Here is a 12,467-nt window from a genome sequence, read left to right on the forward strand (position 1 = left end):
TCCGCAGCGTATCCCCGCGGCTGCGGGGCGCTGGGCCGCGCCCTGCCCCGCGGTGCGGGAAGCGGCCGGGAGGAGGTCTGCGCGGGCACGTGCGGGGCCCGGGAGCCGTGCTGGGGCTCCCGGGGTGTCCGCGCGGCCGCGGCGGCTCAGGAGGCCGGGCAGCAGCCGCCGGCCGGCTCGGCGGGCGCGGGGGCCGGGGCGCCCACCGTCGGCAGGCCGAGCATGACGCCGGCGGGCTGCGGCGGCGCGGCGTTGCGGCGCTCCCAGGCGTCGCCGGAGCGGGTCCGGCGCACCGAGACGGCCTCGCCCTCGGCGAGCAGGTGGTGCGGCGCCGCGTACGTGATCTCGACCGTCACCATGTCGCCGGGGCGGACCTCGGCGGCGGGCTTGGTGAAGTGCACGAGGCGGTTGTCGGGCGCGCGGCCGGAGAGGCGGTGCGTGGCGCCGTCCTTGCGGCCCTCGCCCTCGGCGACCATGACCTCGACGGTGCGGCCGACCTGCTTCTTGTTCTCCTCCCAGGAGATCTCCTCCTGGAGCGCGACCAGCCGCTCGTAGCGGGCCTGGACGACCTCCTTCGGGATCTGCCCCTCCATGGTCGCGGCCGGGGTCCCGGGGCGCTTGGAGTACTGGAAGGTGAAGGCCTGCGCGAAGCGGGACTCCCGGACGACGTGCAGCGTCTGCTCGAAGTCCGCCTCGGTCTCGCCGGGGAAGCCCACGATGATGTCGGTGGAGATGGCCGCGTCCGGCATGGCGGCGCGCACCTTCTCGATGATCCCGAGGAAGCGCTCCTGGCGGTAGGAGCGGCGCATGGCCTTCAGGACGGTGTCGGAGCCGGACTGCAGCGGCATGTGGAGCTGCGGCATGACGTTCGGCGTCTCGGCCATGGCGGCGATCACGTCGTCCGTGAAGTCGCGCGGGTGCGGCGAGGTGAAGCGGACCCGCTCCAGGCCCTCGATCTTCCCGCAGGCGCGCAGCAGCTTGGAGAACGCCTCGCGGTCACCGATGTCGGAGCCGTAGGCGTTGACGTTCTGGCCGAGCAGGGTGATCTCGGAGACGCCCTCGGAGACCAGCGTCTCGATCTCGGCGAGGATGTCGCCGGGGCGGCGGTCCTTCTCCTTGCCGCGCAGCGCGGGGACGATGCAGAAGGTGCAGGTGTTGTTGCACCCCACGGAGATGGAGACCCAGGCCGCGTAGGCGCTCTCGCGGCGGGTGGGCAGCGTCGAGGGGAACGCCTCCAGGGACTCCGCGATCTCGACCTGCGCCTCTTCCTGGACGCGGGCGCGCTCCAGGAGGACCGGCAGCTTGCCGATGTTGTGCGTGCCGAAGACGACGTCCACCCAGGGCGCCTTCTTGACGATGGTGTCGCGGTCCTTCTGGGCGAGGCAGCCGCCGACGGCGATCTGCATGCCGGGCCGCGCGGCCTTCTTCGGGGCGAGCTGGCCGAGGTTGCCGTAGAGCTTGTTGTCGGCGTTCTCGCGCACCGCGCAGGTGTTGAAGACGACGACGTCCGCACCGTCGGCGCCCTCGGGCGCGGGCACGTACCCGGCGTCCTCCAGCAGGCCGGCCAGCCGCTCGGAGTCATGGACGTTCATCTGGCACCCGTGGGTGCGCACCTCGTATGTCTTCGCACTCATCTCAATCGACCAGGGTACGTGCTCCCGGAGGCCGTCCGCCCCCTCCGGGGGCATCCCGGAGGGGGCGGACGGGCAACGGCCGCGGTCAGCGGGTCAGGGGCGGGCCGGCTTCAGTTCGATGTCCTGGTGGACGTCGCCCCGGGAGGGGTCGACGGCCACGAAGCGGGCCGTCGGGGCGTGCGCGGAACCGGAGGCGATGACGGTGTAGCCGCCGGGCTCCAGGCCCGTGATGCGGTACCGGCCGCCCACCGCGCGGACGCCGGCCCTGCGCTTGCCGCGGTCGCTGACGACGGTGATCCACGCCTCGCAGCCGCGGGGGTGCTCCGGGCAGTGCAGGGAGCCGCTGACGGTGCACGTGCCGGCCGCCGAGGCGGTACGGGCGCCGGAGGGCGCCGTGCGGGCGCGGGGCCCGGCAGCGGGCGCCTGAGCGGCCGCTGCGGGCCGCTGGGCGGCCGGGGTGCCGGCCGTGGCGCCGGGGGTCACCGGGACCTGCTTGGCGCCCGGTTCGCCGTCGTGCCGGGTGTGCGCCAGCCAGGCGGCCAGCGCGGCCTGGGTGCGGCGGTCCAGGGTCGATGCGGTGTTCTTCGCGGCCGTGCCGCTCCGCTGCGCCGGCGCCGCGGCCGGCTCCGGCTCCGGGGAGGCGGCGGTGACGGTCAGGCCGCAGTCGTCGGCGTAACCGGCCAGCGCCTCGTCCAGCGCCGCCAGCTCCCGCAGCGCCACATGGAGGCGGTCGGCGCGCGGCCCGGAGGGTGCGTGCAGCGCGCCTTCCAGTTCGCGGACGAGCGGGCTGACCCGTACCCAGGTGCCGTCGGGCTCGCCGGTGGCGAAGCGGCGGTCCAGTGCGTGCAGGGACTCCACGAAGGTGGTGGTGATCCGCTCGACGCGGCGGCCCAGCTCGGGGGCGAGGTCGATGTCGATGTCGGCAGCGGCCGCGAGCGACCTGGCGTGGCCGGTGGCCGCGGTGAGCAGCGCGAGGCGGTTCTCGGCGCCGCGGCCGCGCACGCCGATCGGCATCCGTACGAGCGGCCGGGCCACGCCGCGTACCTGGTACAGCGCGGCGTCGACGCCCCGGGCCGCGCCGCGCAGCCGGACCGGCGCCGCCGGGTCCTGCCAGCGCTCGGCGACCTGCGAGACGAGGTGTTCCAGGGCGGAGACGTAGCCGCGCTCCGCCTCCTGGGCGATCTTGCGGCTGGACACGGGGAAGACCAGTGCGGCGCAGGCGGTGGCGATGAGGATGCCGAGCCCGTTGTCGAGCAGCCGCTCACTGAGCAGCGTCTCCATGCCGGTGTACGGGGTGGACAGGCCGTAGAGCTGCACGAGGGCGGTGACCAGGCCCGCGACCCAGTAGGCGTACTGGCGCTGCATCCCCCAGGAGCCGAAGGTCAGGGCGGCCACGATGACCAGGAGCGTCCAGTAGATGTGGCCGGGGCCGATGAGGCGCAGCAGGAGGACGCCGACGACGGCGCCCACGATGGTGCCGGCCATGCGGTGCCCGAACTTGCGCAGCCGCTCCTGTGTGGTGTTGGTGCCGAACAGCGTGATCATCACGCCGACCAGGCCCCAGTAGAAGCGCTGCGGGTTGATGGCGTCGGTGATCGGGCACACGATGGCGGCGGCCAGCCCGGCGTGCACGGGGGCGCGCAGGTACGGGATCACCCGCCGCCAGCCGGTCTCGCTCTGTGCCGCGATGACGCGGCGGGCGACGGCCCCGGTGCCGGCGGGGCGGTTCTGCTCCAGCGCGACGGTGGGCTGGAAGGGCACCTTGGCGCGCGCGGTGGGGGCGTTCCGGCCGAGGTCGAGCCAGTGCGCGAGGGAGTCGGCGAGCGTGTCCAGGAGGTGGCCGACCCGGCGGGCCAGCGCGGCGGCCTCGGCGTCGTCGGCGCTCGTGCCGGGGGCTTCCAGTACGGCGGTGGCCTGCTGCTGGATGAGCTGGGCTGCCGGGCGCAGCGCGTCGGCCCGGCCGAGCGGGGTGTCCCGGGCGATGACCAGGCCGACGACCATGGCCTCCCGCAGGTGCGCCGGCGCCTGGAGGCGGGTGAGCTGCTGGACGCACTGGCCGATGCCCTTGAGGGCCAGCTCGGCGTCGAAGAGGTGCCGGTGGAGCAGTTCGGCGGTGCCGGGGTCGGCGGCGACCTCGGGCTGCGCGAGACGGCCGTCGATGGTGACGGTGGTGACGTTCAGGCGGCGCAGGCTGCGCCGCATCCGCTTGACGGCGACCTCGTGGTCGGCGTCCGGGTCCAGCGCGTCGGTGGCGGCGTCGGCGACCCTGCGGGCCTCCACGACGAAGGCGCGCTGCGTACGGAGGAGGTCCTCGCGCGGCATCGGGTAGCACAGCAGGAGCCGCGTCAGGAGGATGGCGACGGCGGACGTCACGGCGACGGCGAACATCTCGCCACAGAGGTTCAGCGGGACGTTCGCCATCATGCCGACCATGAAGGCGTTGAAGAGCAGCATGCCGGCCAGCAGCGCAAGGGTCCCGAACCGGGCGAGGAAGAACGTCACCGCCAGGGCGAGCACCATGATGGTGAGTTCGAGCGCGCGGTACTGATGCAGCCAGGCGGCGAGCGGCAGCGCGGCGGAGAACGGGAACGGCATCCACAGGATGGCCCGGGTCAGCCGCTGCCAGGTGTTCTCGGCGACGGCGAACGCGCTCATCAGGCCCATCATGCCGCCGGCCATCATGCCGAGCATGGCGGGCAGGCCCAGCACGAGGGACATGCCGTAACCGGTGGCGAGTCCGGTGACCATGGCGACCAGCGTCCGCCACCCGGCCTGCAGCTGGCCGAGTCCGGGGTCGGCGGCGAGCACCCAGTCCCACCAGCGTCTCGGCCCGCCGACGCGCCGAGGGGCGATGGCGCTCTCGTGGGCCGGGTCGCGGCCCTTGCGGCCGTCGGTGATGTCCGGGCTTCCGGTGGCTGGCGTGGTCAACTGACCTCCGGTTCGATGGCGTGCAGCACGGTCGTTACGGCATCCCGGGCCGCGCCCACGGCGCGCTCCGGATCGTCGACGTTCGAGCGCAGCCCTTCGAGGAGGGCCGCGGCCATCCGCTGCCGCGCGTGCTCCAGCAGCTCCCGCCCCGCGGGGGTCAGCGACGTCTCGATGCAGCGCCGGTCGTGGGCGCTGCGCTCGCGCTGGACGAGGCCGCGCTCCTCCAGCTCCTGCAGGACCACGGTGACCCGGGGCTGGGCGATGCCCGTGTACGCGGCGAGTCCGGTGACCCGCCGGGGACCGCTGTCCAGGGCGTCCAGGAGCGAGACGTGCGTGCGTGGCAGCCCGAATTCACCGAGCCGGAAGAGTGCCTGGGAGAGCCTGCCGATGCCCCTGAGGAGGCCGCGAGCGGCGTTCTCGATGCGCTGTTCGTCGGACGTCGACGATGAATGCATATAGCAATTATATAACAGGGATATGCATCGGTCGCCAGTGGGACGGCGCACGCGGCGGGACGGACGGCCGCCGCTCGCCCCTCCCCTTCGGAGGCCGCGGCTGGCAGGATTCCCGCCATGGTCCCCAGCATTCCCCGGCCCGGCGGGCGCCGCGCGCTGCAGATGGCGGTCGCAGCGGCGGCCGTCGCAGGGCTGCTGCTGTGGTGCCTGCTGCCGGGCGGACGGCCGTCACCGAGCGGCCGGGTGACGCTGGCCACCGGGGTGCCGACCGGGGTGTACGCGCGCTACGGGGAGCTCCTGAAGCAGGACCTCGCGCACGATCTCCCGGGCCTCGACGTCACGCTCACCCGGAGCGAGGGCTCCGTCGACAACATCCGCAAACTGGTGTCCGGGCGTGCGGAATTCACCATCGCGGCGGCCGACGCGGTCGCCACGTACCAGGTACAGGGCGGCCGGGACGCCGGCCGGCTGCGGGCCTGCGCGCGGCTGTACGACGACTACATGCAGCTCGTCGTGCCCAAGGGCTCCACGGTGCGCTCGACGCGCGACCTGAAGGGGCTGCGGGTCGGGGTCGGCGCCGACGGCTCCGGAGTGCAGCTGATCACCCGGCGGCTGATGCGCGCAGCGGGGCTGGACTTCGACCGGGACATCCACGCGGAGCGGGTCGGCATCGACGCGATGCCGCGGCTCCTGGAGGACGGGAAGCTCGACGCGTTCTTCTGGTCCGGCGGGCTGCCGACCACGGCCGTGCAGCGGCTGGCCGACCGCTTCCCCGTACGGCTGGTCCAGCTCGGCGACCTGGTCGAGCCGCTGCACGCGCAGGGCAGGGGCAGCCGTTACTACCGGGCGGCGGTGATGCCGGCGGACGCCTACCCCGAGGCCCAGGACGACCGGGCCGTGAAGACCATCGCGGTGGCGAACCTGCTGGTCACCACCGACCGCGAGGACCCGGACCTGACCCGGGAGGTGACGCGGACGGTGATCGACAGCCGGGACCGCGTCGGCCGCGAGGTGCACGACGCGCAGAAGGTGGACCTGCGCACCGCCGTCTTCACCGACCCGCTGCCACTGCACGAGGGCGCCCGGCGCTACTACGTCTCGGCCAAGCCTTAGGCGGGCCGTTGAGCCACGGGCGGGCCGTGCGGCCGCCTCGCGGGGCCGTCAGCGGCCTGCCGGGGGCTCGGGGGCCGGACGGTCGCGGGGGACCGTGACGGTGACGCAGAGGCCGCGTGGCGCGTTCGGGGCGTACGAGATCTCCGCGCCGCCCGCGGCGAGCATGGCGCGGGTGATCGACAGGCCCAGCCCCGACCCGGAGACGTTCTGGTGGCGGCCGCTGCGCCAGAAGCGGTCGCCGATGCGCTCCAGCTCCTCCTCGGTGAGGCCGGGCCCGTGGTCGGCGACGGTGATCCGGACCCACTCGCCCTCGGGCGCCGCGGCGACCGTGACCTCCTCGCCGGCCGGGGTGAACTTCAGGGCGTTGTCCACGACCGCGTCCAGCGCGCTGGAGAGCGCCACCGGGTCCGCCCAGCCCGTGACCGCGCCGTGGCCCTCGTACCGCAGGGCCACGCCCTTGTCGTCGGCGAGCGGGCGCCAGGCGTCGGCACGCTCGGCGGCGAGCGCGGCGACGTCGGTGAGCTGGAGGTCGGCGGGGGTGTGCTCGGCCAGCGCCAGGTCCAGCAGGCCGTCCAGGACCCGGGCCAGCCGCTTGCCCTCCGTACGGACCGAGGCGATCTCCTCGTTCTCCGGCGGGAGTTCGAGCGCCAGCAGCTCGATGCGGAGCAGGAGGGCCGCGAGCGGGTTGCGCAGCTGGTGCGAGGCGTCGGCCACGAAGGCGCGCTGCTGCTCCAGCACGTCCTCGACGTTGTCCGCCATCTCGTTGAACGAGCGGGCCAGCCTGCGGAGTTCCGGCGGTCCCGACCCCGCGGCGACCCGCGACTTCATCCGGCCCGTGGCGATGTCGTGAGTGGCCGCGTCCAGGGTGCGTACGGGCCGCAGCACCCACCCGGTGAGCCGGAACGCCGCCCCGACCGCGACCAGCATGGCCAGCGACTCCCCCGCCACCAGCCACAGCCAGCCGTGCAGGATGCGTGACCGCAGCTGCCCGGTGGGCGAGTCGGTGAAGACCACCGCGACGACGTCACCGTCCCGGATGACCGGCGAGGCGACCGGCAGCCGGCGGTCGTCCCACGGCCACGCCTGGTGCGGGTCGTGGCTGCGCCGCCCCGCGAGCGCCTCCTCGAAGGCCTGTCGCCCTTCCCCCTCGCGCGGTACCCGCCAGCCCGCTGGCGCGGCGGCCATGGGGGTGCGGTCGCGGTAGAAGACACCGGCACGGATGCCGTACAGATCGTGGTACCGCCGCAGCTCCGTACGGAGTGTGCTCAGCCGCTCGTCCTTCGTGGAGGCACGCCCGTCGGCACCGGGACGCGCGGTGACGAACTGCGCCAGTGAGGCGAAGCGCGCCGCGTCGTCGATCCGGTCCACCACCACCCGCTGCTGCTCCGCCACCGCCTGGCTCCCGGCCAGCGGGAAGCCGAGCGCGAGCAGCACACCGGCCATCAGGACGATGAGGAGCGGGAGGAGGCGGGTGCGCACGGTACGGGACGGCCGTCAGGGACCCGGCGGCGCGGGAGCGGGCGCCACGAGCCGGTAGCCGACGCCGCGCACCGTCTCGATGAGCGCGGGCATGCGCAGCTTCGAGCGCAGCGAGGCGATGTGCACTTCGAGGGTGCGCCCGGTGCCCTCCCAGTTGGTGCGCCACACCTCACTGATGATCTGCTCCCTGCGGAACACCACCCCCGGACGCTGCGCGAGCAGCGCCAGAAGGTCGAACTCCTTGCGGGTCAGCGGGACCGTGCCGCCGTGCACGGAGACCCGGCGGGTGGCCAGTTCGATGGTGACGTCCCCAAGGCGCAGCAGGTGCTCGCCGGCCGCCTCTTCGGTGCCGTGCTCGCCGGGGCCGTGCACGGTGCGCCGGCTGACCGCGTGGATACGGGCCAGCAGCTCGCCCGTGTCGTAGGGCTTGACCACGTAGTCGTCCGCGCCGAGGTTGAGGCCGTGGATCCGGGAACGGACGTCGGACCGCGCGGTCACCATGATCACAGGGGTGCTGGTGAGCTTCCGTATCCGGCCGCAGACCTCGAATCCGTCCTGGTCGGGGAGGCCCAGGTCGAGCAGGACGACCGCGAAGGGCTCCCCGGCATCCGGGACCAGCGCGTGCAGCGCCTCTTCTCCGCTGCGCGCGTGCACCACTTCGAAGCCGTGCTTGGCGAGCACGGCGGACAGCGCCGCGGCGACGTGGTTGTCGTCCTCCACCAGCAGCAGCCGCATCGGCCCTCCCCCTTCCACCGGCTCGCGTCCCAGGCCATCAGGGCATCTACCGCGATCGACAGCGCGCGCGTCAAGAGGGAGCCGAGCCGGTACGGACATCTGTTACGCAGCCGGTACCGGCCCGTACGAGGTGGACCGTTGCGCTCCGCAAACCGGGCCGCCGAGGCGTCCACGCACCCCGCGCCCCGTTCACCCAGAGTGTCCCTTTGCAGCCGGATCGTTATGCTCAATTTCCGCTCAGATGTAATGACGCTGATCGCAGTGCGTCACTACTGTCCTCTCAACCGAGGAGGACGGAGCTACCCGCCGATGAGCGAAGTATCGGTGACCAAGGACCCCGGGGGCCCCGCCCCGGCGGCGGACGATCTGGTCGTGCTGGCAGGCGTCAACAAGCACTTCGGCGCGCTGCACGTGCTCCAGGACATCGACCTGACGATCAAGCGCGGCGAGGTCGTCGTGGTGATCGGCCCGTCCGGGTCCGGCAAGTCGACCCTGTGCCGCACGATCAACCGGCTGGAGACCGTCGACTCCGGAAGCATCACCATCGACGGCAAACCGCTGCCCCAGGAAGGCCGGGAGCTGGCACGGCTGCGTGCCGACGTCGGCATGGTCTTCCAGTCCTTCAACCTCTTCGCGCACAAGACGGTCCTGGAGAACGTGACCCTGGGCCAGCTGAAGGTCCGCAAGGCGGACAAGCGCGCGGCCGAGCAGAAGGCCCGCGCGCTGCTGGACCGGGTGGGCGTGGGCACGCAGGCGGACAAGTACCCCGCGCAGCTCTCCGGAGGCCAGCAGCAGCGCGTGGCCATCGCCCGTGCGCTGGCGATGGACCCGAAGGTGATGCTCTTCGACGAGCCGACCTCGGCCCTGGACCCGGAGATGATCAACGAGGTGCTGGAGGTCATGCAGCAGCTCGCCCGGGACGGCATGACGATGGTCGTCGTCACGCACGAGATGGGTTTCGCGCGCTCCGCGGCGAACCGCGTCGTCTTCATGGCGGACGGCCGGATCGTCGAATCGGCCGAGCCGACACAGTTCTTCGACAATCCGCGCAGCGACCGTGCCAAGGACTTCCTTTCCAAGATCCTGCATCACTGAGCCCGCAGTGGCCCCGATGACTGTCCACCCCTGCTGAACCGAAGGAACTTCACCATGAGGATGCGTAAGACGGCCGCTGCGGCCACGGTGGTGCTCGCGCTGACCGCGACGGCCACGGCGTGCGGTGGCGAGTCCGGCACGGCCGGCGACAAGCCCAAGGGCGAGAAGGTCTTCAGCGGGACGTACAAGGTCGCCGAGAACGTCAAGATCGACTCCCCGACCCTGAAGAAGGCCCAGCAGCGCGGCAAGATCATCGTGGGCGCCAAGGCGGACCAGCCGTTCCTGGGCTTCCAGGACTCCGACGGCAACCGCACGGGCTTCGACATCGAGATCGCCAAGATGATCGCGGCGGACCTCGGCTTCTCGGCCAAGCAGATCGAGTTCAAGACGGTCGACTCCAACGTCCGCGAGACCTCGATCTCCAAGGGCCAGGTCGACTACTACGTCGGCACCTACACGATCAACGACGAGCGCAAGAAGCAGGTCGGCTTCGCGGGCCCGTACTACACCGCGGGCGCCGACCTGCTGGTGCGCAAGGACGAGAAGGGCATCACCGGGCCCGACAGCGTCAAGGGCAAGAAGGTCTGCTCGATCGTGGGCTCCACCCCGCTCCAGGAGATCAAGAAGGCCAAGTACGGGGCCGAGACCACCGAGCTGTCCAAGTACTCGCTCTGCGTGAAGCAGCTGCTGGACGGCCAGGTGGACGCGGTCACCACCGACGACGCGATCCTCAAGGGCTACGCGGCGGAGCGTCCCACCAAGCTGAAGCTCGTGGGCAAGCCGTTCACCGAGGAGCCCTACGGCGTCGGCATGAACAAGAACGACAAGGCGCTGCGCGACGCGATCACCGACGCGCTCGAGGCGCACATCAAGAACGGCGACTACAAGAAGGCGTACGAGGGCACGCTGGGCAAGTCCGGCTCCCCCTACGAGGCGCCGAAGACCCCGCTGCCGCGCTACTGATCACACCGCTCGCACCGGCCCGAGCCGTCGCGCCCCGTACGCCCGCTGCGGCGGGCGTACGGGGCGCGGTGCCTCGCGAACGTCCCGCCATGGGGCCGGCCTCCCGCGCCCGTCCGCCGCCACCTCCCTCACCGCCACCGCGGAGACCCCATGAACGTACTCCTCGATCACCTCCCGCAGTTCCGCGAAGGATTCCTGGGGACCCTCGCGCTGACCGCGGCCAGCGGGGCACTCGCTCTCGTCCTGGGCGTCCTCATAGCCGGCTTCCGCGTCTCCCCGGTCCCGCCGCTGCGCGCCTTCGGCACCGCCTGGGTGACGCTGCTCCGCAATACGCCGCTGACGCTGCTCTTCCTCGTCGCGTTCTTCATCGTTCCGCAGATCTTCTTCCCCGGCACGAGCCCCTTCGTGCTGGCCATGCTCGCGCTCGGCTTCTACACCTCGTCGTTCGTCTGCGAGGCCGTGCGGTCCGGCATCAGCACCGTGCCGCTCGGTCAGGCGGAGGCCGCCCGCAGCATCGGGATGACCTTCATCCAGACCCTCCGCATGATCGTCCTGCCGCAGGCCACGCGTACCGTGATCCCGCCGCTGAGCAGCATCTTCATCGCGCTCACCAAGAACTCCGCGATCGCCGGCGCCTTCAGCAACACCGAGCTGTTCAACGTCTCCAAGCTGCTGAGCGACAAGGGCTTCGCGATCGGCTGGATCTTCCTGTGGATCGCCCTGGCCTACCTGATCATCACCTTCTCCATCAGCGGCCTGTTCCGGCTGCTGGAGCGCCGCCTGGAGGTGGCCCGATGAACGCGGTCAGCGAGAACGCCCCCACGAAGTGCCCGTCGCCCGAGCGCACGGCCGAGCGAAGCAAGGCGGAAGCATGAGCAGCAATGTCCTCTACGACGCGCCGGGCCCGAAGGCCCGCGTACGGAACCGCGTCTACACGGTCGTCGGCGCGCTCGCCGTGCTCGCCCTCATCGCCTTCGCCGTCCTGCGCCTCGCCGCCAAGGGACAGTTCGCGCCGGAGATGTGGGACATCTTCAACTACGCCGGGGTGCGCACCTCGATCCGCAACGGCGTCCTCACGACGCTCCAGGTCTTCGCGGTGGCGGCGGTGCTGTCGCTGGCCCTCGGCGTACTGCTGGCCGTCGGCCGCCTCTCCGACCACAAGCCCGTGCGCTGGCTGGCCACCGGCTTCATCGAGCTCTTCCGTGCCGTCCCGCTGCTGATCACGATCTACGTGCTGTGGGTGCTCTTCCTCAGCTACAAGTCCGAGCTGGGCTTCACCGGCGAGGGAACGCAGTTCTGGGCGCTGGTCATCGGCCTGACCGTCTACAACGGCTCCGTCCAGGCCGAGGTGCTCCGCGCGGGCATCAACTCCGTGCCCAAGGGGCAGCGCGAGGCCGCGTACGCGATCGGCATGAGCAAGACGCAGGTCATGACGTCGGTGCTGATCCCGCAGGCCGTCCGCGCGATGCTCCCGACGATCATCAGCCAGCTCGTGGTGACGCTGAAGGACACCTCCCTCGGCTACGTCATCACCTACCAGGAGCTGCTGTACGCGATCCAGCAGCTGGCCGGCAACACGGTCGTCAACGACGAGAACCCGTACGTCCCGATGATCATCGTCGGCGGTGCGATCTACGTCGCCATGTGTCTCGCGCTCTCCGCGCTCGCCAACTGGATCGAGCGCCGCGGCCGCCGCGCCAAGACCGGCATCGCGGTCGCCGAGGCGGGGCAGGCGCTCACGGCCGGCGACGCGATGGGGGCGATCGACGGGGCGACGACTCCCGGCCCGGTGAGCAAGGGCGACTGACCGGCCCGGCGGGCGAGGGCGGCCGACCGGCCCGGTGGGCAAGGGCGGCTGAACCCCCTACTCCCCGAGCAGTTTCGGTAACTGACGGAGCGAAAGGTGGCAGGGGCAGCGGCATGGGCGCCGCTGCCCCTGTCACTTGACGCGGCACGCCCGCACTAGGTTGCATACGCTGTGTGATCGCGCACCGGGCCTCAACTGCCATTTCCTGTACGTCCCGCAAGACCCTCCGGCTGAGCCCCGGTCAGTTCAGCTCACGCC

At 72.0% G+C, this 12,467-nt stretch carries 10 protein-coding genes; 5 read left to right on the forward strand and 5 right to left on the reverse strand.

The features are described 5' to 3' along the window. Positions 1-146 precede the first annotated feature (146 nt). From miaB to C3486_RS19520, 3 genes are all read right to left on the reverse strand, one after another. Positions 147-1,634: a tRNA (N6-isopentenyl adenosine(37)-C2)-methylthiotransferase MiaB gene (gene miaB, locus C3486_RS19510; protein WP_103834016.1), complete on the reverse strand. Its 1,488-nt coding sequence runs from the start codon at positions 1,632-1,634 to the stop codon at positions 147-149. A 93-nt stretch (positions 1,635-1,727) separates the two neighbouring features. Further along, positions 1,728-4,562, reverse strand: coding sequence for an FUSC family protein (locus tag C3486_RS19515; protein WP_258052870.1), 2,835 nt, complete (start codon positions 4,560-4,562; stop codon positions 1,728-1,730). Beyond that, the gene (locus C3486_RS19520; protein ID WP_103834017.1) at positions 4,559-5,017 is read right to left on the reverse strand and encodes a MarR family winged helix-turn-helix transcriptional regulator; all 459 of its coding nucleotides are present in this window, start codon (positions 5,015-5,017) and stop codon (positions 4,559-4,561) included. Before C3486_RS19520 ends, C3486_RS19515 begins: the two co-directional genes overlap by 4 nt. Before the next feature lie 117 nt (positions 5,018-5,134). Here C3486_RS19520 and C3486_RS19525 point away from each other — a divergent pair, with 117 nt between their 5' ends. Beyond that, positions 5,135-6,130 carry a TAXI family TRAP transporter solute-binding subunit gene (locus C3486_RS19525; RefSeq protein ID WP_103834018.1) on the forward strand — a complete coding sequence of 332 codons (996 nt, stop codon included), beginning with the start codon at positions 5,135-5,137 and terminating at the stop codon, positions 6,128-6,130. A gap of 48 nt (positions 6,131-6,178) precedes the next feature. Here the strand turns inward: C3486_RS19525 and C3486_RS19530 are convergent, their stop codons facing one another. Next, the gene (locus tag C3486_RS19530) at positions 6,179-7,609 is read right to left on the reverse strand and encodes a HAMP domain-containing sensor histidine kinase (protein WP_103834019.1); all 1,431 of its coding nucleotides are present in this window, start codon (positions 7,607-7,609) and stop codon (positions 6,179-6,181) included. Positions 7,610-7,624: 15 nt separating this feature from the next. Further along, a complete protein-coding gene (locus tag C3486_RS19535; protein ID WP_103834020.1) occupies positions 7,625-8,344 on the reverse strand; it encodes a response regulator transcription factor in 720 nt (239 codons plus the stop codon). 309 nt (positions 8,345-8,653) lie between these two features. On the opposite strand from C3486_RS19535, the gene C3486_RS19540 reads away from it, so the two are divergent. The 4 genes from C3486_RS19540 (at position 8,654) to C3486_RS19555 (ending at position 12,209) form a co-directional block, all read left to right on the forward strand. After that, positions 8,654-9,439: an amino acid ABC transporter ATP-binding protein gene (locus C3486_RS19540; RefSeq protein WP_103834021.1), complete on the forward strand. Its 786-nt coding sequence runs from the start codon at positions 8,654-8,656 to the stop codon at positions 9,437-9,439. Positions 9,440-9,493: 54 nt separating this feature from the next. Next, positions 9,494-10,402 carry a glutamate ABC transporter substrate-binding protein gene (locus C3486_RS19545; RefSeq protein WP_103834022.1) on the forward strand — a complete coding sequence of 303 codons (909 nt, stop codon included), beginning with the start codon at positions 9,494-9,496 and terminating at the stop codon, positions 10,400-10,402. Positions 10,403-10,552: 150 nt separating this feature from the next. Then, a complete protein-coding gene (locus C3486_RS19550) occupies positions 10,553-11,200 on the forward strand; it encodes an amino acid ABC transporter permease (RefSeq protein ID WP_103834023.1) in 648 nt (215 codons plus the stop codon). A 73-nt stretch (positions 11,201-11,273) separates the two neighbouring features. Then, on the forward strand, positions 11,274-12,209 hold the full coding sequence (locus tag C3486_RS19555; RefSeq protein ID WP_103834024.1) for an amino acid ABC transporter permease: 936 nt from the start codon (positions 11,274-11,276) through the stop codon (positions 12,207-12,209). Positions 12,210-12,467: the final 258 nt, after the last annotated feature.

It is taken from the genome of Streptomyces sp. Ru73 (assembly GCF_002920575.1).
GTDB lineage: Bacteria > Actinomycetota > Actinomycetes > Streptomycetales > Streptomycetaceae > Streptomyces.